Origin of the sequence: Amycolatopsis jejuensis (assembly GCF_000717335.1) — a bacterium.
Lineage (GTDB): Bacteria > Actinomycetota > Actinomycetes > Mycobacteriales > Pseudonocardiaceae > Amycolatopsis > Amycolatopsis jejuensis.
The window spans coordinates 105,766-127,701 of the sequence record NZ_JNYZ01000015.1; the positions used below are offsets into that span (position 1 = coordinate 105,766).

17 protein-coding genes and 1 pseudogene are annotated in these 21,936 nt (G+C 69.0%); 8 read left to right on the forward strand and 10 right to left on the reverse strand.

Translation table 11 applies throughout. The annotated features are described in order from the left end of the window. Positions 1-63 precede the first annotated feature (63 nt). The 3 genes from OO71_RS47625 (at position 64) to OO71_RS22330 (ending at position 3,312) form a co-directional block, all read left to right on the forward strand. Entirely contained in the window at positions 64-858 is a 795-nt protein-coding gene (locus OO71_RS47625; RefSeq protein WP_084145157.1) for a TetR/AcrR family transcriptional regulator, read from the forward strand. 203 nt (positions 859-1,061) lie between these two features. Beyond that, on the forward strand, positions 1,062-2,231 hold the full coding sequence (locus OO71_RS22325; RefSeq protein ID WP_033291775.1) for an Rv3169 family protein: 1,170 nt from the start codon (positions 1,062-1,064) through the stop codon (positions 2,229-2,231). A 43-nt stretch (positions 2,232-2,274) separates the two neighbouring features. Beyond that, positions 2,275-3,312, forward strand: a complete 1,038-nt coding sequence (locus OO71_RS22330; RefSeq protein WP_211260580.1) for a Zn-dependent alcohol dehydrogenase — start codon at positions 2,275-2,277, stop codon at positions 3,310-3,312. Positions 3,313-3,371: 59 nt separating this feature from the next. Here the strand turns inward: OO71_RS22330 and OO71_RS51680 are convergent, their stop codons facing one another. Both OO71_RS51680 and OO71_RS22340 read right to left on the reverse strand, forming a co-directional pair. After that, positions 3,372-4,304: a cupin domain-containing protein gene (locus OO71_RS51680; protein ID WP_063740094.1), complete on the reverse strand. Its 933-nt coding sequence runs from the start codon at positions 4,302-4,304 to the stop codon at positions 3,372-3,374. Between the two features lie 145 nt (positions 4,305-4,449). Further along, a complete protein-coding gene (locus OO71_RS22340) occupies positions 4,450-5,649 on the reverse strand; it encodes a serine hydrolase domain-containing protein (RefSeq protein ID WP_033291777.1) in 1,200 nt (399 codons plus the stop codon). Positions 5,650-6,115: 466 nt separating this feature from the next. Between OO71_RS22340 and OO71_RS22345 the strand changes: the two genes are divergently transcribed. The 4 genes and pseudogenes from OO71_RS22345 to OO71_RS49060 form a co-directional block, all read left to right on the forward strand. Beyond that, on the forward strand, positions 6,116-7,309 hold the full coding sequence (locus OO71_RS22345; RefSeq protein WP_033291778.1) for an LLM class flavin-dependent oxidoreductase: 1,194 nt from the start codon (positions 6,116-6,118) through the stop codon (positions 7,307-7,309). 389 nt (positions 7,310-7,698) lie between these two features. Next, positions 7,699-8,196 (forward strand): flavin reductase family protein, encoded by a 498-nt coding sequence (locus OO71_RS22350; protein ID WP_033291779.1) that lies wholly within the window; start codon positions 7,699-7,701, stop codon positions 8,194-8,196. Between the two features lie 5 nt (positions 8,197-8,201). Next, positions 8,202-9,323, forward strand: a complete 1,122-nt coding sequence (gene ribB / locus OO71_RS22355) for a 3,4-dihydroxy-2-butanone-4-phosphate synthase (protein WP_084145159.1) — start codon at positions 8,202-8,204, stop codon at positions 9,321-9,323. 40 nt (positions 9,324-9,363) lie between these two features. Continuing rightward, positions 9,364-9,552: pseudogene (locus tag OO71_RS49060) on the forward strand (transposase domain-containing protein); the annotation flags it as partial. Positions 9,553-9,920: 368 nt separating this feature from the next. Here the strand turns inward: OO71_RS49060 and OO71_RS22360 are convergent. The 7 genes from OO71_RS22360 to OO71_RS22395 form a co-directional block, all read right to left on the reverse strand. Then, on the reverse strand, positions 9,921-10,229 hold the full coding sequence (locus OO71_RS22360) for a hypothetical protein (RefSeq protein ID WP_033291780.1): 309 nt from the start codon (positions 10,227-10,229) through the stop codon (positions 9,921-9,923). Next, entirely contained in the window at positions 10,229-12,010 is a 1,782-nt protein-coding gene (locus tag OO71_RS47630) for a carboxylesterase family protein (protein WP_084145161.1), read from the reverse strand. The genes OO71_RS22360 and OO71_RS47630 overlap by 1 nt, the downstream gene beginning before the upstream one ends. 117 nt (positions 12,011-12,127) lie before the next feature. Beyond that, entirely contained in the window at positions 12,128-13,126 is a 999-nt protein-coding gene (locus OO71_RS22370) for a dipeptidase (RefSeq protein WP_051791906.1), read from the reverse strand. Next, positions 13,123-14,523 carry an MFS transporter gene (locus OO71_RS22375; protein ID WP_084145165.1) on the reverse strand — a complete coding sequence of 467 codons (1,401 nt, stop codon included), beginning with the start codon at positions 14,521-14,523 and terminating at the stop codon, positions 13,123-13,125. Before OO71_RS22375 ends, OO71_RS22370 begins: the two co-directional genes overlap by 4 nt. Positions 14,524-14,526: 3 nt before the next feature. Beyond that, positions 14,527-15,723, reverse strand: a complete 1,197-nt coding sequence (locus tag OO71_RS22385; protein WP_051791911.1) for a pyridoxal phosphate-dependent aminotransferase — start codon at positions 15,721-15,723, stop codon at positions 14,527-14,529. Beyond that, on the reverse strand, positions 15,720-17,450 hold the full coding sequence (locus tag OO71_RS22390; RefSeq protein ID WP_051791913.1) for a hydantoinase B/oxoprolinase family protein: 1,731 nt from the start codon (positions 17,448-17,450) through the stop codon (positions 15,720-15,722). Before OO71_RS22390 ends, OO71_RS22385 begins: the two co-directional genes overlap by 4 nt. Continuing rightward, the gene (locus tag OO71_RS22395) at positions 17,447-19,477 is read right to left on the reverse strand and encodes a hydantoinase/oxoprolinase family protein (RefSeq protein ID WP_033291782.1); all 2,031 of its coding nucleotides are present in this window, start codon (positions 19,475-19,477) and stop codon (positions 17,447-17,449) included. The genes OO71_RS22390 and OO71_RS22395 overlap by 4 nt, the downstream gene beginning before the upstream one ends. Before the next feature lie 118 nt (positions 19,478-19,595). On the opposite strand from OO71_RS22395, the gene OO71_RS22400 reads away from it, so the two are divergent. Beyond that, a complete protein-coding gene (locus tag OO71_RS22400; RefSeq protein WP_033291783.1) occupies positions 19,596-20,519 on the forward strand; it encodes a LysR family transcriptional regulator in 924 nt (307 codons plus the stop codon). A 10-nt stretch (positions 20,520-20,529) separates the two neighbouring features. Here OO71_RS22400 and OO71_RS22405 read toward each other — a convergent pair whose 3' ends face one another. Beyond that, on the reverse strand, positions 20,530-21,789 hold the full coding sequence (locus OO71_RS22405; RefSeq protein WP_162186096.1) for a PucR family transcriptional regulator: 1,260 nt from the start codon (positions 21,787-21,789) through the stop codon (positions 20,530-20,532). Positions 21,790-21,936 lie beyond the last annotated feature (147 nt).

Sequence of the window (21,936 nt, forward strand, 5' to 3'; positions counted from 1 at the left end):
GCCGGGTACGCACGGCGGCCTTGTTGTGCCCGCCCGGCGGTCGCCGTTAGTCTGGTGCCGCACATGGCAGTCCTCGTCGCGGCACCTGCCGGGACGGGTTCGCTGCGCCACATCGTCATTGCGAGGCCACAATGGACAACCGCAGCGGACATCGACCCCGCCCGGCCGGAAGCGTCGTCGGCCGGTGAGGGATTGAGGATGGGCCGCACCGAGTCCGCTGCACACACCCGCAGCCTTGTGATCCACGAGACGATCAAGACGATCGCCGACATCGGCTACTACCGCACCACCTCGAACGAGATCGCCCGCCGATCGGGCGTCACGTGGGGCGTCATCCAGTACCACTTCGGGTCGCGCGAGGGCCTGCTGCTGGCTGTCATCGAGGACGCCGTCGACGAAGTGATCGCCCGCTTCGCCAACGCCGTGATCAAGGGTGATACCGTGGACGAGCGACTCGATTCCTGGGTGTCGCTCATCTTCGACTACTACGGCCGAGCCGAATACATCAGCGTCCTGCAGGTCTTGCTCGACGTCGCTCGCGATCCCAATACGGCGGAAGACGCTCGAGCCACGCTCCGCCGCTTCGGCGACTCGCTGTCGTTCCACGTCGATCGGCTGCTCCACGAGATCATTCCTGGCCGGACCGCCGAGCCGGGGATGGCGGCATACCTCCACATGGCGACATGGGGCGTCGCCGTCAGCACGACGCTGGCGGTGATGATGGGTGACCGTTTCGACGACGAACACGCCGCACACGTCCGCGCCGTTCTCGTCGAAGCGGCCACCGCTCACGTCAATTCGTCCGCCAGGTCTCCTCGGGCTCGCAGGCGAACCACCCCGCCGAAGAAACGCTCCTGACGGCTGAATCACTCCCATCCGCTGCGCGTACGACCTGCTCCGTCAGCGCGGGTTGCGATGTCTCGCAAAGGCAAAGCCCTTGCGAGACATCACGTTCTCGCGGCATAGTGCGAAGTATGTGAATGACTGCGGGCACGCGCCCGCTGGTCATCCAGTTCTGATCCCGGACCAAGCTCGAACGAGAGAAGGAACGGACATCATTCATGGCAGTACAGGGCATCGGCCCCCTCCGGAAGGCAGACGAGGGCCTCAACCACCAGCTCCCGGACACGTTCGGCACGGTCGCCGATGCTGACTACTCCTGGACGGAGAAGATCTGGATGTCGATGGCCCGCATGGACGGCACCATGCAGGTCGACTTCGGGCTGGGTAAATATCACAACCGCAACGTCTTCGACGGCTTCGCGGGCGTTTCGCGGGGCAAGGAACAGTGGACGGTCCGGGCGAGCCGGGAGTTGGCCACCGCGCCGGAGGACGCATCCGTGGGTCCGATCTCGTACGAGGTCGTCGAACCCTTGAAGAAGGTCCGGGCTCGGCTGGAACCCAACGACGCTGCTCGGCTGGCATTCGACCTGACATTCGACGGGGTGCTCACGCCGTTCTTCGAGCACCGCAACGACATGCGCGACCCGCTCAGTGGGCGGATGGGGTCGAACGTGGTCCGGTACCACCAGGGCGGGCTCATTTCCGGGACCATCGAACTCGAAGGTGAGACCTACCGGGTGACGCCGGACGAGTGGTTCGGCGTGCGGGACCACTCGTGGGGTATCCGAGGGTCGCTCGTCGGATCGCCGCCCCCCGACCTCAAGCCGGCCCCTGACTACGTGCAGCAGGTCGCGAGCGCGAAGACACTGATGAACTGGACCCAGATGTTCCTCCGGGCGCCGTCCGGGTCGTACTACGAACTCTCGATCTTCCTCACGGGCTCCTCGGGTATCGGCGACTCGGCGTTCCTCAACTACCCGGACGGCCGCCAGGAGCTGGTGGGCGTCGAGTCACACATGAGGTACCACCCGCGGACCCGGTTCCTCGAATCGGGCGAGATCCACCTCAAGCACCGTTCCGGCGAGAAGCGGGTCTTCGAGGTGGAGCCGGTCGGGGAGTCGGGGTTCCACCTCGCCGCGGCCGGTTATGGCGACTGGAAGGGGCACCGCCAGGGTCGGTACCTGGGGGAGCTCGTCGTCGACGGGGAGTACATCGCCGACTGCACCACGCCGGAGGTGCTCCGGTCGTTGGGGCAGTTCCGGGACAAGCCGGTCCGGGTCCGGGAGGGCAGCGCCGAGGGGTACGGCATCTTCGAGAGCATCATCACGGGTACGTGGCCCGAGCTCGGGCTCGACGATTCGAACCACGTCCCGGGAATGGGCATCTGACATGCGAGCGGCAGTGATGTGGGAAACGGGGAAGCCGCTCGAGGTGCTCGACGACATCGAGGTGCACCCGCCCGGGCCGGGAGAGGTACGGGTTCGGCTCTTCGCCAGCGGCGTATGTCACAGCGATTTGTCGACGCGGAACGGGAAGATGGGAGAGTCCCCGTTCCTTCCGGCCATTCTCGGGCACGAGGGGGCCGGCGTCGTCGTCGAGACCGGACCCGGCGTCACCGAGGTCGCCGAGGGAGATCACGTCATTCTCTCCTGGGTCTCGGTTTGTGGCGCGTGCAAGTTCTGTCTCGGGGGCCAGCAGAATCTGTGCTCTCGCGGAAGCTTGGGACAGCCGGTCGCTCGATTCTCGATCGGCGACAGGGACTGCTACGCAGCCATCGGGCTGGCCACGTTCGGCACGGAGACCGTCGTCGGCCAGAACGCGTGCATCAAGATCGCCGGAGACGTCCCGCTCGAGGTCGGCGCGCTGATCGGATGCGGGGTGATGACCGGAGTCGGCGCCGCAATCAACACAGCGAAGGTCTGGCCTGGGGCGAACGTCGCGATCATCGGGTGCGGGGGCGTCGGCGTGAACGTGATCCAAGGCGCCCGGATCGCGGGCGCGGCGAACATTGTTGCCGTCGACACCGTGGATCGGAAGCTGAAGAGCGCACAGGAACTCGGTGCAACGCATGGCATCCACCCCCATGAGGTGCCACAGGCGATTGACGAGATCACCGGCGGCGACGGGTTTGACGTCGTTTTCGAGGCCATCGGCTCATCGACCACCGTCAAGGCCGCATGGGATGCGACCCGCCGCGGGGGAACAACCGTCATGGTGGGAATCGCTGCCGCCGACGACATGCTGGCTTTGAGCCCTCTGGAGCTGGTCGGAAGTGAGAAGCGCCTCGTCGGATCGCTCTACGGATCCGCTGATGTGCGTCGAGACTTTCCTCGCCTCGTCGAACTCTGGCGGCAGGGAAAGCTCGAAGTCGAGGCCCTGATCAGCAGGCGGATCACGCTCGATGAAATCAACGTCGCCTTCCGCGCGATGGATGCAGGCGAGGTGCTGCGAAGCGTCATCGTGTACTGACGCCAAGGCCCTGGGCCGAAGGAGACGTCGGCGACGCCACGTTCGATGACGCCCATCGCCTATCTCGGCGGGATTCGCGGGGCGGTGCGGTCCGCGAGCTCGTCGTGCAGCACCGAGAAGTACGCCGGGATCTTGGTGACATCGCCGATGATCTCGGGGGTGGGGATCTCGCCACGTGCGGCGACATCGGCCAGGTGCAGCGGGGCGGTGCGGAGGGCGGCCTCGTAGGGCAGCACCATCTTGACGTCGACGTCGTCGACCTCTCCGGCCTGGACGTCGCACTCCTTCCCATTGCTCCGCAGGTGGAAGCCGGCGCGACTGCCGGCGCCGAGGCCGACGGTGCCCGGAGGGGCATCGGTCCAGACCTCGCAGAAGGCGAACGATCCGGCGCCCGACGCATTGTCCTTCACCAACCGCTGCAAGGTCTCGCGAGCGAGGTCGAGCCACTGCTCGCCACCGAATACGACCTTGTCCTGACGCGCGTCTGTGACGGTGGACGTCGCCGTCCAGCGGTGCTGGTTGTCGAGCGTCGCCTGGACGATCGGCGTCCACTGCGCCACGGTCGTGTCCCGGACGTCGATGTCGAAGCTCGTCGTCGTCCGGAACTCGAGCACGACGACGCCGTTGTCACCGGCTCGGTAGGTGTACGGCTGGTCGGCCTTGACGAAGAAGCCGTTGCCCGCCTCGATCACGCGGTTGCCCATGATCGCCTCGCCGCTCACGACGAAGTACAGGCAGTCCGCGGAGTGGCTGTGGCGCGGAAGGCGGAAGCCCGGCTCGAAGCGCGCCCACACGAGGCTGACCGCATCTTCACCGGCACGCCCGAACAGGGCCTTGACCCGCTGCCCCGCGAGGTACGCGGAGAAGTCGAGGTTCGAGAACACCTCGGGATCGATCTCGCCCACCGGTGTCATCATGCCGGTGTCGTCGATCAGCGGGGCATCCTCGTGCGTGTAGAACGTGATGCCCGTCGACTCGCCAGTGCCTGCCATCGTCGATCCCTTCCTTCCGGTTGAGCTTGTCGGGGTACCAACGTGTGTCATCCGTCGGGTCTGGCACCGCGCCCTGCAACGCAATCTCAACCAGCAGCAGTTTGAGACAGGGCAACTGATCGGGCCTCGAAGCCGATGACCAGCGTCAGCCCAGCACGCCCCGGACGGCGGCGATCAGCCCACGCGTTCTCGGGTCGTCGGGCATCATCGCCATTTGGTTCATGACGTACCCGAAGCCGATCCCGGCGTCCCGGTCGGCGAAACCGAGCGAGCCGCCGGCGCCGGAGTGGCCGAACGAGGCCGGGCTGAGCCACTGGGTGGCCGCCGGCAGCATGAAGCCGAGGCCGAACTGCATGTCGAGGGACGCCTCCATTCCCGGCGGAGCACCGAAGATGGTGGAGTCCGCCGTCTGACGGGTGACCGCCCGTTCGAGCGCCGCCTCCGAGAGCAGCCGCACACCGGCGACGTCGCCGATGGTGGCGGCGTACATCCGGGCCACCGAGCGGGCGTCGCTCACCATGTTCGCGGCCGGCCACTCCGATGCCCGCACCTGACGGGCGTTCATGCCGCCGCGCTCGGTGACGAAAGTCGGCGGGACGGCGCCACCAAAGGCCATGGCGCGACCGAAAACGGACTCCGGCCCCGTCAGCTGCGCCATCATCTCGGCCGTGGCGGGGTCCATCTCGATCTCCGGCGGCGGCTGGAGCGGGGCCACGCGTGCCTCGGCCGCATGCGGCAGCCCGATCCACGCGTCGAGCCGGAGCGGCACGGCCACCTCCTCGGCGAATGTCTGCCCGATCGTGCGGCCGGTGGCCCGCCGCACCACCTCGCCGATCAGGAAGCCGTAGGTGAAGGCGTGGTAGGCGTGCCGGGTCCCCGGCTCCCAGAGCGGTGGTTGGGCGGCGAGCGCCTCGACGACGGGTGTCCACTCGCACGCCTGCTCGAGGGTGAGCGGGCCGTCGAGCACGGGCAGGCCGGCCTGGTGACTCAGCAGCCACCGCACTTTGGTCGCCTCCTTGCCGTTCGCCGCGAACTCGGGCCAGTACTCGGCGACTGGGGCGTCGAGGTCGATCTCGCCCCGCTCGGCCAGGCGGTTGGCGCAGATGGCCGTCGCTCCCTTGGTGGTCGACATGGCGAGGACGACGGTGTCCTCCTGCCACGGACGTCCCGTGCTCGGATCGGCGACACCACCCCACAGGTCGACGACCGGGTTCCCCTTTGCGTAGACGCTGCACGCCGCACCGACGTCGCCATGGAGCTCGAAGTTCTCGCGGAACGCGTCCGCAACCGATCCCCAGCCCTCCTCGACGTACCCGCGCACCTCCGTCGTCTTGCTCGTGCTCATCGTCACGCTCCTCGCTCGACCAGGATGGGCGTTGCATCCGCCGTCCAACTGGGAAACATTGCGGGCGCTCGAGAATCGACCGCAAGGGTCGCCGACGACCAGCACTCGGGCCGCCCGGCACCCGATGGCCGTCCAGCGCGAACGGCGCACGAAGGCGGTGCCGAGGCACGAGTGGTGAGAGTGGCGCCAAGGCGGAACGGCGCCGGACATGCCCGAGTCCTCGGCGCCGTGGCGACAATATAGTAGTTACTAGGTTTCGGTCAAGGTTCGGCCGCGTCCGGCGCCGGACGAGCGGCTCATGCTGCCGCCGGTGCGTTCAGGACGCGCTTGACGCCGGGCGGCACGCGTCCTATAAATATTCACATAGCGTTCGCTATTCCCGTTGCGCAGAAGGACATTTGGGCCCGGGGAAACCCTCTGGCTCGGTCGGGACGCCACCCGCGGCGGGACCGAAAGGAGCACGTTCATGAAGGTTGGTATCACGCTCTTCGCCCAGAACTTTCGCGATTGGGATCGATTCGAAGCACTGGAGCGGGGCGAGAAAGCAGGGACTCCGAGCTTCTCCGACACGCAGGTGTTCGAGGACGAGGTCCGCCTCGGCGAGCAGATCGAGCCGCTCGGCTTCGACTCGATCTGGAGCGTCGAGCACCATTTCACGCCGTACACCATGGTCACCAACGTCGCCCAGTTCCTCACGTTCTGGGCCGGGCGCACCAGCCGGATCGGCCTGGGGACGATGGTGGCGGTCATTCCGTGGCACCACCCGCTCCGCCTGGCGGAGGAACTGGTCATGCTCCAGCACCTCCTCGGCGACCGCGAGCTCACGGTCGGGTTCGGCCGGGGCGCCGGACGGCGGGAGTTCGGCGGCATGAGCGTTCCGATGGGCGAGTCGCGGGGGCGCTTCCTCGAGGCGCTCGAGATCATCCGGCTGGCGCTCACCGAGGAGCGGTTCTCCTTTGAGGGCGAATACTTCACGCTGCCGGACGTCCAGCAGCGTCCGGAGAGCCCGACCCTCTCGCTGCGGCCCCGGCCCCGGGACGCCGAGCGTCTGCTGGAGTCGATGCACTGCGCGTGGGGGACGCCGCAGACCGCGCCCATCGCGGCCAAGGCGGGCCTGAAGCCGCTCATCATCCCCCAGAAGTCGTTCGAGGAGTACGGCCCCGAGCTCGAGGCGTTCAACAAGACCCGGGCCGAGGCCGGCCACCAGCCCGCCGCCCCGGCCCTCGTGACTTGGTTCTACTGCGCCGAAACCGAAGACGAGGCCCGTGAGGGCGCCGTCCGTTACATGCGCGAGTACGCCGAGAGCTCCATGCGGCACTACGAACTGGCGGGCGCCCACTTCGCGAATACGAAGGGCTACGAGCACTATGCCGCGATGAGCGAGCAGATCACCGCCGCGGCAAGCGCGGGGGACGCCGCCAAGCCGGGCTTCGCCGACGCGTTCCTCCGTGACCACATCTGGGGCACGCCCGACCAGTGCATCGAGAAGCTGAAGGCGGCCAACGCATTCATGGGGCCGTCGGAGTTCATCGGCGTAGCCAAGTACGGCGGCATGCCGGTCGAGTTGGCCGAAAAGAGCCTGCAGCTGTTCGCCAAGGAGGTACTCCCGGCCGCCCACGAGCTCGAGCCTGCGGACACTCCTGTGGTCGCCACGAGCTAGTTCCCCTGGCGTCGGGGACACACGCCCGGTGTGTGTTCCCGGCGCAGTCGTCCCACTGTGGTAACGGCATCGAGTGCGGGGAGAAAACGGTGAGAGTTCCGTTCAACGTGGTGACGTCCTCCGGCGGGCACCGGGCCTGGCGACCGGCCTCGACCGACTCGACGTGGCCCAAAGGTGTCGAACTCACCCACCGGAACTGCTGGCTCAACGCCGTGCCCCTCGGCTGGCACACCAGGCCATGGGCGGCAAGCTCGACGCCGCATCCGACCGCGACCCGACATCGACCCAAAGCATCCAAGCTTTTTCAGCGAAACGACCGAGAAGTTTCACGCAGGAAGCCTGATTCGAAACATTCGGACGCCTTGCCGCTACCGAAGGAGGAAACCGTCATGGAGGAGCTGAAACCGTTCAGTGACGACCCCGTCGAGATTCGGGCAACCTACGGGTACATTCCGGCCGCAGTGGTCGCCGTCTGCGCGATCGTTGACGACAAACCGGTCGGCATGGCCGCCAGCTCGTTCACGTGTGTGTCGCTCGATCCGCCGTTGGTTTCTGTGTGCATCCAAACTGGTTCCACGACGTGGCCGAAGCTTCGCAGTCGGCCTCGGCTGGGACTGAGTGTCCTCGGCGAGCACCAGCACGACGAATGCGTTGGCCTGTCACGCAAGACCGGAAATCGTTTCGCCGCCATCGAGTGGACGGCAGTGTCGAGCGGAAGTGTCTTGATCGACGGAGCCGGCTTGTGGCTGGAGTGTTCCCTCTACGCTGAGATGCCGGCCGGCGATCACCAAATCGCCCTTTTGCGGATCCACTCCTCGTTGAGCGAGCCAGGCGTGGAGCCCATCGTCTTTCAAACCAGCAAATTTCGACGCCTTCGCGCAGCCTGACGACAATGCGCCACTCCACCACGGGAAGCAGCCCGTCTTCGATTTCGCCACCCGGCAAGAGCGGACTCGAACGGGTTCAGCGCGCGATCGTGGAACTGCAACGTGGAGCAGCTGTGGTCGTCGCTGACGATCCAGCCCGGGAGAACGAGGGCGACCTCATCTTCGCTGCAGAGGCAGCGACGACGCAGCTTGTTGCCTTCACCGTCCGGCACACCTCGGGCTTTCTGTGCGTTGCTCTCCCCGAAGAGACCTGCAGGCGTCTCTGGCTGCAACCGATCACGCACCGCAATCAGGATCGTCATGGGACTGCCTACCAGGTGCCCGTCGACCTGCGCGGCACAGGTACGGGCATTTCGGCGACCGCACGGGCACAGACGATCGTCGCGCTGAGCACCCCGGAAGCCAACGCGGAAGATTTCCTTCGGCCGGGACACGTCGTCCCACTCCAGGCGAAGGCCGGAGGTGTACGTGAGCGACCAGGCCATACGGAGGCTGCTGTCGACCTCATGCGTCTTGCCGGAATGCGGCAGGCCGCTGCGCTCTGCGAGATCGTCAGCACCGAAGACCCGACCCGGATGGCTGCGGGGTCCGAGCTGACTCGCTTCGCCACCGAACACGGACTTGTCGTCGTATACATCGCCGACATCGCCGAACATCTGCGACGAACGACCCGGCTCGACCTCACCCTCACAGATCCGGTCGCGCTGCCGACCGAGCACGGCCACCTCCGCGCGTTCGGCGTACGCGACGACGCCAGCAACGCTGAACATCTCGTTGTGTTCGGTGGTGATTCAATCGCCGAAACGGACCACTCTGAGGTCAGAGTGCATCGCGAGTGCTTACTGGGGAATACCTTCCGTTCGGCAGGATGTGAGTGTGGCCGCAGGTTAGCCGAGGAGCTTCGAAGGATAGCTGAGAACAATCGCGGCATGATTATTTATCTACGCCAAGGCAGCCGCGATATCGCCAACGGGTTCACCTGTCCATGGGGTGCCGAGGACGCTCACACCGACGCCCTCGCCCGGGCAATCCTCGCGGAACTCGGAACGCCGACTGTTCGAGACGGAACCTTCGCAGAAGGGCGGTGGCGCCCGCGGGCGCGTACGCACTCCGGGGCCACCGCCTGATGCCATCTGCGCCGTTGCCAGCTAGCCCCGATACCGTTCAGTGAAGCCGGTCTCGGTTCGTCGATTGTCGGATCTGGTGTCAGTGGGAGTGTTGACTCGGGCGTTCCCGCCAGGGGTGGTTGACGAGGTGATCGCGGCGTCGGGCCGGACCGAGCAGCGCCATCGCAGTCTGCCGGCGCGGGTGATGGCGTACTTCGCGATCGGGATGGGCCTGTACTCGGAAGGGTCGAGGTCGGTCGCGGCGGGGCGAGACCGCGTTGACGACCGACCCTTCGGGCAGCCTGAATCCGTGCCGACCGGCCTCGATACGGGATGCCTTCTCCACCAAGGTTGTCGGCCGCGCCGTACTCACGGCGCTGGACGACGCCCTGCACTCCCGTGACGTCCATGATGGACAGTTGATCCATCACAGCGACAAGGGCTGTCAAGACACGGCACTGCGGTTCACGCAGCGTCTGGCCTCCTGCACGAGCTGCTCCCCCGGCTCGCCCCGGGCGCCGTGCACGCACCGCTCTGATGATCGACCCGGCGATCCGGCACCTGAAGGACCTGGTCACGCGAACGCCGGACCACCCTGCGTACCTGCAATCCTGACCGTCAGCCGGTCCCCTCCGCCAGGTTGCGGCGCTTGGCCTCCGTCACGAAGGCTCCGGTCGCGTCCGCCACCCAGGTGCTGAACTTTGTCGGGTCGGAGAGCCCCAAGCTGAGGTTCTGCAGGGTTTCCGAGCGCCACTTCGAGAGGAACTCGTCGGACAGCCCGAACTCCTCCAGCACTGCGATGAGCTGCTCGCCCCAGTGGACGATCCGGGCGGCGGCCACCAGTGACGTCTCCTCGATCACGACCGGGCCTGCGGTGTACATCCCGGAGATGATCTCGAACAACCGGTCTTCGATTCGCGCGGTCATCAGCGTTCCACCTCGTCGTATGCGGTGCCGAAGGTGTTGTGGTGCACGTTCGGCAGGAACGTCCTGCCCTTCGCCGCCGGGAGCTTCGGGCTGGCGATCGGGTGTCCGACGACCACCGTGACGTCCGGCCGGAACCCCTCCGGGAGATCGAACAGCCGGCGCACCGCGTCGTCGCTCCAGCTCGTGACCGTGCAGATGCCCAGCCCCAGGCTGCGTGCCATCAGGCCGAGATGGGCGCACGCCGCGCCCGCGTCCAGCCGCGACGCGTGTTCCCGGCCCGCCGGTGCGTCGATGGCGGGATTGGTCAGATCCGAGCACAGCACGAGGATCAGCGAAGGATCGGCGATCGCCAGGAAACCCGGCAGCACCTGCTTCGCGGTCTTGATCAGCGCCGGATCGTCCACGACGACCAGGTGCCGCACGCCCGGCCGCCCCTGCTGCGACCGACCGGCCGCCCACACCAGCTTGTGCACGTCCTCCTTCGCCACCGGCCGCCCGTCGAACTCCCGGTGCATCCGGCGCCGCCGGATCGCCATCTCCAGATCCATTCCTGTCCTTTCTTCTCGCGAGTCAGTGGTCGGGTTTCCGGCGGAACAATTCCGGCGGCGTGGCCGGGGCGGCCGGAGCGAGGGCCGGTCCGGCGGTGGCTCGGTGCACGTGGCGTCGTCGAGCCCGTCGAGCATCGGCGCGTCCATCCACAATGGACTGTTAGCGAAGAGGAACGGCAATTCGATGCAGTGACAGGAAACGAACCGCAGGCCGCGCCAGTCGAATTCGCAGACGTAGGCAGGTTTACGGCCAGCTCGTCGTTCTGCGACCGCGGCGGCGGGGGCGCGGAAGCCGGCGTCGGTCACGATCTCGCCGAGGACTTTTCCGCGGCTGCCGGTGCGGTAATGGGCGTAGAGCGATTCGGGGTCGGCGTAGTCCCGGGCGAGGGCGGCGACCCGGTCCGCACCACCGACCGCGAGGTCCGCATCGAAGAACGCACGCATCTCCTGACCGGTGGTCCCGGCGAGCACGTCCAGCTCGGCGGCGGCATCCAGCGCGTCGAGCGGGCTCTGCAACGTGTGCCGATTGCGGGCGATCGCCCCGGCGGCGGCGACCAGATCCGCCGTGGCGACGGTACGCAGCCTGGCCGCGTCCTCGGGACGTACTCCCGGCTCGGCAAGCAGGTCGGCGGCCACCTCGGTCGCGTCCTCCGGGGAGAGCAGCGGCCACGCGTACGGCGCGCTCTGCAGCAGAACACGCACGATCAGCGGCCGGGTCTCGGGCGCGGCAGCGAGCAGCGCGGCGGAATTCCCGCCCGCGGACTGGCCGCCGACAGTGATCCGCGCCGGATCACCGCCGAACGCCGCGATTTCCCGGTGCACCCAGTGCAGTGCGGCACGCTGGTCGGCGAACCCGAGGTTCCCCTCGCCGAGTGCCGGGTCCAGCTCCCCCGGATACGCGTACCCGAGCGGCCCGAGCCGATAGCCGGCCGTGCCGACGACGATCTGCTGCGGCCGGGCCGGCCGCACACCGTCGTACGCCGGCCAGCCGCCGGACCCGGTGGCCCAGGCGCCACCGTGCAGCCGGAAAAGCACCGGCCACGATCCGTCGACGCCGGGAGTCCACCCATCGAGCGTGCGGCAGCCGTCTTCGACGGTGTCGCCGAGCGGATCCCCCATCACCGCTGCCGGTCGCGACGGTGCTTGCGGTGCGGCGGGCCCAGGCCGGGTCGCGTCCCGGACTCCCTGCCCCGACCCGGGTTCCGGCGGCGAGCCTTGCTGGGCAATGCGCATCTCTGACCTCCGTCGCAAACTCGCGATACGGCGTGAACCTGGTCCGGCCGCCGAGGGGAACGTCAAGCAAAAGCAACACCTATTCGCTTCCCCCGTCCGACGGCCGGAACCGCGAGTTCACGGCAACGCCTTTCGCAGCAAGCGGAGCATGTTGCCGCTCAGCACGGCGTCGATCTCGGCGTCGCTCAGGCCGCGGCGCTGCAGGGCCTCCGCCAGTGCCGGGAAGTGCTGCGGACCCTCGAGGCCGTCGAGCCCGGCGAACATGTCGACGCCCGGCGGGAGCCGTTCGGTGAGGTACTTGGGCGGGGAGACGACCTCGGCCGACCGCGCCATGAAGTCGGCACCGATGCCGACGTGCTCGACGCCGGCCACGTCGATCGCGTGGCAGATGTGTTCGGCCATCCGGTGCGCCGACCGGTCTGCCGAACCGAGGATCATGGGGACCGCGGCGATCCCGACGACACCGTCCACCGCCCGCAGCGCCCGGAGCTGGCTGTCGGTGAGATTGCGCGGGATGGGATTCAGTGCCGCGCAACCGGTGTGGCTGCAGAGCACCTGCCCGCCGCGCGCGCTCGTCAGCTCCAGCACGTCGTCGAACGTCCTCGCGTTGGCGTGTGCCACGTCCATGATCACCCCGAGGGCGACCAGCCGTTCGGTGAGCTCGCGGCCGAACACGCTCACCCCGCCGTGCGGCGGCTCGCTGCAGCCGTCGGCCGCGGCGTTGCGGTGGTTCCAGGTGAGCCCGACCATCCGCACCCCGGCCTCGACGAGCACCTCGGCGGCGGCGGCGTTCCGGCCGAGGCCGTCGACGCCCTCCAGCGCCAGGATCAGCCCGATCCGGCCGGACGCCAGCGCCGACTCCAGGTCCGCGGCGGTGCGGACCGGCTGCACGTGCTCGCGGTTGGCCCGGCACGCCTTGTGGAACGCAGCTGCCTGATGCAGCAGCTGGTCACCGGCAGCGCCGGGAAGCACCGCGTCCTCCGCGGACAGCGCGCACACCTGAACCCCGACGCCGCCGGCCCGCAGCGGCTCGAGCAGGTGCCGTCCGAAGGGGTTGGGCTCGTGCCTGCGCAGCCACAGCTCGACGAGCAGGTCGTTGTGCGCATCGACGATCACGGTCGCCTCCCGGTGTCGTCCGGATTCGGGGTCATCATCATCTTTTCTCCGTTCCCCGCGGCTGTGCGGACCCTGGCGGCGAGGACAGCGAGCCCGGCCACCGGCAGGACGACGAGCAAGCAGAACACCGCTGGCAGCCCGGTCACGTCCGCGAGCCCGCCGGCGAGCGCGGCGCCGATACTCGCCCCGGTCAGGAAGATCAGCGTCGCGATCCCGATCGCGACCCCCCGGTCGGTCGTCGCCACGGCCTCGTCCACGGCGGCGATCAACGCCGACTGGCCGATCCCGAACGCGACGATCAGGAGCATCATCGCCACGGCGAGCAGGACGGGCAGCCGGGTCTGCACGGCCACGGCGGCCATCGGCAGCGCCCCGGCAGTGAGCACGCAGGCCACCGCGATCGCACGGGGTGCGGCCAGCCGCCCGAGTGCCTGCCGGGCGACCCGTGGCGAAAGGAACCCGGCGAGTGCGGCAGGCACCATCAGCAGGCCGATCCGCAGCGGGGTCCAGCCCCATCCGGCCGCGGCGATCGGGACCCCGACGAGCAGGCCGAACCAGCTCGCCGGTACCGCGGCCGCAGCGAATGCGCACCGCAGCACACCCGGGTTCGTGACGACCCGGCGCGGCAGGAACCCGTCCGGACGCGCGCGCACCCAGGCGGCAATGGCCGGGGTACCCGTTGTGAGCAGCGCCAGCCCGACGACGGCCGTCACCGCACCGGACGCAGGCGACTGCAGCAGCAGTACCAGCCCCGACGCGGCCACGGCGACGAGCACGGCGCCGGTCCGGTCGATCCGCTCACCGGTGCCCCCCGCCGGGGCCAGCTTGGCGAGCACCGGAACGGCGAGCAATCCCAGCGCCGGCAATGCCATCGCCAGCCGCCAGCCGCCGAGTTGTTCCAGTCCCCCGCCCAGCACCGGGCCCAGCGCGCTGAACGTACCCGCCACCCCGGCCAGCCTGCCCAGTGCAGCACTGCGGCCGGATCCGGCCAGCAGCGTGGTGACCAGTGCCGTCGCGAGCACCGGGATACTCGCGGCACCGAAACCCTGTACGACCCGCGCGACGATCAGGAACGGAAAGCCGGGAGCGAGCGCAGACCCGATCGCCCCGGCCGCCATCACCACGATGCCGATGCACAGCGGCAGCCGGAGACCGGCAGCGTCGGCGAGCCGGCCGTGCAGCGGCGTCGCGACGGCGAGCATCACGGCGTACGAGCTGATCACCCAAGCCGCCGCGCTGTGCCCGACGCCGAACGCGGCGCCCAGCTGGGGCACGGTCACCGTCGCCGCGGACGTACCGGTAGCGGAAAGACCGTAGAGGAGACCGAGAAAAGCGCCGGTCCGCCCGGGTGGAACCCGAGATTGCCGGTGCGCGGTACGGCCCTTTCCCTCACCCACCGGTCATGACCTGCCCGTCGCGGCGGCATGCCGGCGCAGCGCCTGTACCAGCCGCTCGGTGGCGTCCAGGCAGTGCTGCCGCTCGGCGTGCGTGGCATAGACCAGCCGCAGGTGGTCACCGCTGCCGAACCGGTCCCCCTCGGTCGGGGCCACCATTGCCTCGTCGAGCAGATAGCGGGCGGCCGCAGCCGATCCGCCGTAGGCGGACACGTCGAGCCAGACGTAAAACCCTGCTTGCGGCCGGGTGTAGGGCAGGTTCGGCACCGTGTCGAGCAGCGCGCAGATCGCGTCGGCGCGGGCCATGTACTCCTGCCGGTAGTCCTCGACGAAGCCGGGGTTGCGCAGCGCGGCAACGGCGGCCGTCTGGGCGGCGGTGTTCGGAGCCCCCAGATACTCCACCGCGCACGAGTGCAGCACGTCGGTGATGTCGTCGGACGCGACGAGGTAGCCCACGCGATAACCGCACAGCCCCATCCCTTTCGACAGCGAGCAGATCGTGATCGTGCGCTCGAACATCCCGGGCAGCGCGGCGGGGGTGACCATTTCGTGGCCGTCGAAAACAGTGTCCTCGAACGACTGGTCCACCACGAGGACCAAATCGTTGCGGCGCACGAAATCCGCCAGCCGCTCCAGGGTCTGCCTGCGGTACACGGTCGCGGTCGGGTTGTTCGGGTTCGTGATCAGGACGATCTTCGTACGGGGTGTGAGCCGTTTCTCGAACTCCTCGATCCGCAGGTCGTACCCGTCCTCGGGAAAGGTCGGCACCCCGACCGTCGCCCCGCCCGCCAGCTCGCTCTCGAAATTGCACACGTAGGACGGGACCGGGGTCAGCACCTCATTGCGCGCACCCGGCGTCAGGAACGGCCGGATGCCGAACAGCAGCAACGCATCCGAGCCGCCGGAAATCGTGACGTTGCGCTCCGGGTCGACCCGGATCCCGTTGACCCGCGCGAACTTCGCCGCGACCTCGTCGCGAAGCACGCGATCACCGATCGGCAGCGTGTAGTGCGCACCCCCGCCGCGCAGGCTCGCGACGGCCGCCTCCTTCACGAAATCCGGCGTGACGTCGTCCGGCCGGAACGGGTCCGCCCAGCACATCATCGTCACGTCACCGGTCCCGCCTGCCGCACCGAGATCCAGGAACCCGGACGATTTCCGGGCCGCATACACCGGATCCATCAGATGCCGCACCGACGTCATGCGTCCGCATCCGGTGCACGGAAGGCGTGCGGATAGTCGCGCCGCGCCTGTTCTTCGCTGAGGTAACCCTCTTCGACGTCGCGGTGCACGGCTTCGGCCGGACGGTCGCCGGGCGGCCCCCATCCACCTCCGCCACCGGCCCGGATGTCGACCAGGGTGCCTGGCGGGAGTGGCAGGTCGGTCTTCTTGTAGATCTGCTCCGTGCGGCCGTCCGGGTAATGCACGAGCATCCGGTTCGGCTGCCCGTCCCCGCCGCCGGCCATCCCCCACCCCGGGCTGGTGGAACGTTCGGCCAGCCCCATCATGAGGGCGTTGCGGCGGATCTCGTAGGTGACCTGGAGACCGAGCCCGCCGCGGTGGGTCCCGGCGCCTGCCGAGTCCTCGGCGAGTGCCCATCGCCGCACGATGTTCGGGGTGCGCAGCTCGGTGGCTTCGGCAGGCATGCTCTTCTGCCCGGACATGGTCATCCACATGAGCGGAGCACCACCGTCGGCGTGCGCCATGGCGCCTTGCCCGGTCAGGTGGCTGTGGCCGGAGAACCAGTACCGGCCGTCCTCGCCGACCCCGTGCAGGGCGACCCCGCAGATGTCCCCGCCGCAGCCGGCGCGGGCGTCGTCCGGGGCGAACCCGGCGAAGGCCTTCTGCGCCAGGTCGGTGGCCACCCCCATGGCCACCTGGATGTAGACCGGCGCAGGCGACACCGGATGGAACTGCGAGCCGACCCGGGTGCGGACCCGGATCGGCCGCAGGTGCCCTTCGTTGATCAGCTCGCCGGGCACCAGCAACGGCAGCAGCGCCACCCGCGCGGCCGCCAGCGAGCTGGACAGCGGGCAGTTGGTGGGGCCGGTGGTCTGGTCGGCGGCCTTGCTGAGATCGACGACCACGTCCCGCCCGGCCTTCTCGACGATCACCGTGATCGGCACCGGATCCGCGCCGATGCCGTCGTTGTCGATCTGGCCCGACGCGGTGAACGACCCGTCCGGCAGCGCGTCGAGAGCCGCCCTGGCGAGCGCCTCGCCGTGGTCGAGCATTTCCTCGACGGCGCCGCGGTACCGGTCCAGCCCGTACTTGCCGATCAGCTTGCCCAGCACTCCCACGCCGGCGCGCAGGGCATACAGGACGGCCTTGACGTCACCCTCCAGCGAGTCGGGCATCCGGGAGTTGGCGAGCAAGGTCCGGTGGATGCCGTCGTCGAGGACGCCCCCGCGGACCAGCTTGACTCCGGGGAAGATCACCCCCTCCTGCCAGATGTCGGTGGTGTCGGTACAGAACACGGACTTGGCGCCCAGATCGGTCTGGTGGGCCTTGACCGCCGCGTACCCGACGAGCTCACCGTCGTGGAAGGCGGGCATGATCATGGCGGCGTCCTGCGGATGGGACCCGATGTCGTAGCCCGAGGTGTTGAGCAGCACATCGCCGGGTTCGAGGCGGTCCGCGCCGCCCACCGCCGCCACCGACGATTCGACGCAGTGCCCGAGCACGCCGAGGAACCCGGGCATGTGCTGGGCCTGGCCGAGCAGGCGGATGTCGGCGTCGTAGAGCGCGCAGCAGAAGTCGAGCACCTCGTAGATCCCCGGCGAAACCCCGGTGCGGACCATGGCAATGCTCATCTGCTCGGCGCCCGAGGCGAGCGCGTGCCGGATCACCTCGGTGAGCACCGGATCCCGTTCCGCCACCTGCGGGCGCCGGATGTCGTTGACGCCGGTCAGGACGATCGTGCCGGTCATCGGTTCGCCGCCTTCCTGGTCAGGACGAGACTGCCGCCGGGCTCCCGCCGGGCGCTCCAGCCGTGGTCGAGATAGGTGGTCGTGGTGTTCTCGGTGACGATTGCCGGCCCGGCCACCGGGCCGTCGCCGAGCCGGTCGTGCTCGAGCACCCGGAACCGGGTCCAGCAGTCCTGCTCGAACGAGTAGGCGTCCCTGGTCCGCGGCTCGCCGCCGGTCGCGGCAGCCGGCTCTTCGGCCGGTTCGGGCCGGTCGAGGACGATCCGGGTCCGCGCCCGGACCGTGACCGCTTCGAGCGGGGTTTCGCCGAGGTCGTAACCGAAACTCCGGCGGTGCTGCCCGGTGAATTCGCTGCGCAGGTCGTCGAGGGCCGGCACCACCGGGCGCAGCAGGTCCACCGGCACGCTGAGGGTGTGCTCCTGCCCGGCATACCGCAGCTCGACGGTCGTCTCCCGGATCAGCGAGGAGCCGTCCTCCGGTCCGGCCGCCAGCTCGGCGAACAGCTCGTCGCCAATGGCCGCGAGCTTCTCCAGGTGCTCGGCGGTCAGCGGGCCGGCCGCGGTCTGTGCCGCCTCGCTCACCACGTCCTGCATGAGCAGCCCGAGAGCGGAGAAGTTCCCCGCCGACCTCGGCACGATGATCGTGTCCATCTCCAGCTCGGCGGCGAGCAGCGTGGCGAACAGCGGGCCCGCGCCGCCGTAGGCGACCAGGGGCAGCTCCCGCGGGTCGACGCCTTCTTCGAGGGTGACCTGCCGGATCGCGCCCGCCATCATCGCCGCGGCGATCCGCATGATCCCGGCTGCTGCGTCACCGGTGTCCAGCGAGGCTTTCGCGCCGATGTCGGCGAGCGCCGACTGCGCGGCGGCGAAGTCGAGGGTCAGGTCTCCGGCCAGCTCGCCGAACCCCAGCATGCCCAGGTGCGCGGCGGCATCGGTGACCGTGGCCTGCGTCCCGCCGCGGCCGTAGGCGGCCGGGCCCGGGCTGGCCCCGGCGCTGCGCGGCCCGACCCGGACCAGCCCGCCGGCGTCGACGTGCGCAAGCGACCCGCCGCCCGCACCAATGGAGCGGACGTCCACCCAGCTCGTCTTGATCGGATGCCCGTCGACTTCCCCGAGGAACCGCACGGCCGGGACGCCGTCGGTGATCAGGCTCGTGTCGAAGCTGGTGCCGCCGACGTCGATCGCGACACCCGAGCGGTAACCGAGCTCCGCGGCGAGCACGCCGGCCCCGACGGCTCCGGCCGCCGGGCCGGACATCATCGTCTCGACCGGCCGCTGCGCCGCCGCGGCGAACGTCATCACGCCGCCACCGGACCGGGCCACCAGCGCGGTGCCGCGGAAACCCTTGTCCCGCAACCCGGCCTCCAGCCGGCCGAGGTACCCGGCGACCCGGCGCCGCACATACCCGTCGATCACGGTCGTCGACGTCCGCTCGTACTCCCGGTACTCCCGTGCCACCTGATGCGACAACGACACCTGCCCGGTAAAGCCTTCCGCGCGCAGCAACCGCTCGATCTCCAGCTCGTGCGCCGGATTCACGTACGAGTTGATCAACGCGACCGCAACCGCGTCGACGCCCTCCGCACGAAACACCGCCACGGCGTCCCGCACCGCGTCGCCGTCCAGTGGTGTGTCCACCGACCCGTCCGACAGCACCCGCTCCCGAACCTCCCGCCGCAATCGGCGCGGTACCAACGGTTCCGGCGGCGACCATTGCAACGCCAGCATCTCCGCCCTGGTGCCGCGCCGCACCTCCAGCACGTCCCGGAAACCTTCGGTGGTGATCAGCCCGACCGGATCGCCGGTCCGTTCCAGCACCGTGTTCAGCCCGACGGTCGTCCCGTGCAGGAACAGGTCGGCCTCGCTCAGCTGCTCGGCCGGCAACGCCGATCCCACCAGCGCGAGGACCCCGTCCTCCGCGGCCTGCGGGGTGGACGGGCCCTTCGCCACCGCGGTCCGGCCGCTCGCCCCGTCCGCGACGACCAGGTCGGAGAACGTCCCGCCGACATCCACCGAGAATCGAATGGCCATGATCCCTGCCTCTCCCGCCCGGCCGGAAAACCGCAGGGCGCGCCGTCTACCGCCATCTTGCTGAAGCTCGTGCCATTGGGCTATGGTCAGCTTCCTTCACAAGCTCTAGGGATCACCTATGCTTTCACTGCATCAGCTCCGGTGCTTTCTCGCCGCCTACGAGAACGGGTCCCTCACCGCGGCCGCCGCCCAGCTCGGCTACGCCCAGCCCACGCTGTCGGAGCAGGTACGGCTCCTCGAACGCACCCTCGACACCCCGCTTTTCCTGCGCCGGGGCCGGGGAATCGCGCCCACCCCGGCCGCCGACGTCCTGCGTCTCTACGCCGAACGCGCCCTCGCCGCCGTCGACGAAGCCGAGCGGGCGATCGGCTCGGTCACCCGGCTCGAATCAGGTACCGTCCGCTTCGGCGTCTTCGGCGCCGCCCACCTCTTCATCGAGGCCGACCTCATCCACGACGTCCTCCAGCAGCATCCGGGCCTGCGCATCGAGGTGATCGGCCGCAGCTCCGCCGAAGCACTGGATGCGTTGCGCCGCGGGCACATCGAGGCAGCCATCGTCGCGTTACCGGTACCGCACAACGACCTCGCCGTCCGCCCCCTCGGCCGCTTCGAGCACGTCTACATCAGCAGCAACCCCGCACACGTGACGCACCCCGTCACCGCGCAGCGCCTCACCGAAGCCAGCCTGATCCTGCCGCTGTCCCGCTCGAAGGAGCACGACACCTACCGGCTCTCGCTCGCCGAGCGCGCACAGGACCTGGGGAAGCCGCTCGGCATCCGGGTCGAGGTCGACGACGTCCGGACCGCGATCGACCTGGTCTCCCGCGGCGACGGGGACTCCGTGGTCCCGCGCGTGCTGCTGGACCTGCCGATGCCCGGCGTCCGGTCCGCGCTGCACTCGGTTTCGCTCGACCCGCCGCTGTATGACACCGTGGCCATCGTCCACCGGCGCGACGCCCGCTTGTCCACCGGCAGCAGGCTGATGATCGACCTTGCGACCAAACGGATCCACGACCTCCTGGACACGATCGCCGACGGGTGACCGCCCGGCGTCAGCCGCGCCCGGTGCCGAGATAGTCACTGAGCATCAGCGCGGCGTGCACGAACAAATGTTCGGTGCCGAGCGAGCTTCCGGAGAGCTCCTCGGCCCGGTGCACCCGGTAGGTGACGGTGTTTTTGGCGATCTGCAGGCGCTCGGCCGTCTTCGTGAGGCTCCGGCCCTCGTCCAGGTAGCAGCGGACGGTCGTGCGGATCTCGTGCATGCGCGGGTTGTCCTCCAGCAGATCCCCCAGGACCCGCCGCAGGAACACCCGCGCCGAGTCCGGGTCGGCCGCCATCAGGATCGCGAGAGCGGCGTCCCGGTGGAACGTCACGGCCGTCTTGTCCGCGCGCTCCGCCACCTGCAGCAGCCGCTCGACGGCCCGTGCCTCCCCGTGCGTGGCACGGAATCCGGCAGCTCCCTCGCCCGGCTCGCCGACGGCGATCTCCACCTCCGGCGGGAGCACCGGAGCCGCCTTGATCCGTTCCGGCGCCGTTCCCCACGCCCACATCGCACCGGCACCGACGGGCACCAGCAACGTGTGGTGCGTTCCCAGCGCTGCGAGCAGTTCCGTCACCGCGCGCCGCACTGCCGCGTCGCCGGCCGAGCCACTCTCGCCGCTGCTCCAGGCGACAATGCCGACGTGCGGCCGGTCAAGCGGATAGCCGAGCGCCCGGCTCGCCCGCGGACCGTCGAACGCACCGGACAGCACCTGATTGACCGTCTGGATCCGCGTTGCCGCGGTCGCCGCCATCCCGTTCTCGTACTCGTTCCAGAACTCGGCTTCGATCGCGCCGGTGAACGAGTCGAACGCCGCCAGGAGCACGCTCAGCACCCGCCGCATCCCGGCCGTCTCCCCCGGTGCTTCCTCCGCGGCGACGAAGTGTTCGATGATGCAGGCCTGGCCGACCCGGATCGCCCGGAAGATGCCGGTGAGCTGCAGTCCCCGGCGGACGAAGTCACGGACCGCCTCCCGCGATTCCGTCGTGATCAGCTCGACGGGCTCCCCGTCGAGAAGGAGGATGCCCCGCAGGACCGTGGACACGATCGCCCGCCGGATCAGCCGGAGATGCGCGGCGTTGCTGCCGAGGTCCGGCACGGTGCCGCTGATTCTCGCCGCGGCCTCGCACCCGACGGATTCGGCCCACCGCAAGGCGTCGGCGCCATGGCGCGACGCAACCGACTCGGCGTCCGCACCGATGGTCACCGCGGCTTCCCAGGCAGTATCGACTGGCGTCTGCTGTGACTTCTGCGTCTTCCATGAAGCGGGCATGGTCACCCCTTTGTTCCCTGGCCCAAGGTCGCGTCCGGACTCTGTGGTGCACCCCAGAGTGCGGAAGGCCACTGAAACGTAGCGTAACGCCCGTCGAGAACTTGCTTCTGGACAAGGCAATCCGAAATCGACCCCGCAATCGACACT

Bases quoted from the DNA above. Each gene is read 5' to 3' on its own strand.
- OO71_RS47625 (WP_084145157.1), top strand. From the start codon at position 64: ATGGCAGTCCTCGTCGCGGCACCTGCCGGGACGGGTTCGCTGCGCCAC.
- OO71_RS22325 (WP_033291775.1), top strand. From the start codon at position 1,062: ATGGCAGTACAGGGCATCGGCCCCCTCCGGAAGGCAGACGAGGGCCTC.
- OO71_RS51680 (WP_063740094.1), bottom strand. From the start codon at position 4,304: ATGGCAGGCACTGGCGAGTCGACGGGCATCACGTTCTACACGCACGAG.
- OO71_RS22340 (WP_033291777.1), bottom strand. From the start codon at position 5,649: ATGAGCACGAGCAAGACGACGGAGGTGCGCGGGTACGTCGAGGAGGGC.
- OO71_RS22345 (WP_033291778.1), top strand. From the start codon at position 6,116: ATGAAGGTTGGTATCACGCTCTTCGCCCAGAACTTTCGCGATTGGGAT.
- OO71_RS22350 (WP_033291779.1), top strand. From the start codon at position 7,699: ATGGAGGAGCTGAAACCGTTCAGTGACGACCCCGTCGAGATTCGGGCA.
- ribB (WP_084145159.1), top strand. From the start codon at position 8,202: ATGCGCCACTCCACCACGGGAAGCAGCCCGTCTTCGATTTCGCCACCC.
- OO71_RS22360 (WP_033291780.1), bottom strand. From the start codon at position 10,229: ATGACCGCGCGAATCGAAGACCGGTTGTTCGAGATCATCTCCGGGATG.
- OO71_RS47630 (WP_084145161.1), bottom strand. From the start codon at position 12,010: ATGCGCATTGCCCAGCAAGGCTCGCCGCCGGAACCCGGGTCGGGGCAG.
- OO71_RS22385 (WP_051791911.1), bottom strand. From the start codon at position 15,723: ATGACGTCGGTGCGGCATCTGATGGATCCGGTGTATGCGGCCCGGAAA.
- OO71_RS22390 (WP_051791913.1), bottom strand. From the start codon at position 17,450: ATGACCGGCACGATCGTCCTGACCGGCGTCAACGACATCCGGCGCCCG.
- OO71_RS22395 (WP_033291782.1), bottom strand. From the start codon at position 19,477: ATGGCCATTCGATTCTCGGTGGATGTCGGCGGGACGTTCTCCGACCTG.
- OO71_RS22400 (WP_033291783.1), top strand. From the start codon at position 19,596: ATGCTTTCACTGCATCAGCTCCGGTGCTTTCTCGCCGCCTACGAGAAC.
- OO71_RS22405 (WP_162186096.1), bottom strand. From the start codon at position 21,789: ATGCCCGCTTCATGGAAGACGCAGAAGTCACAGCAGACGCCAGTCGAT.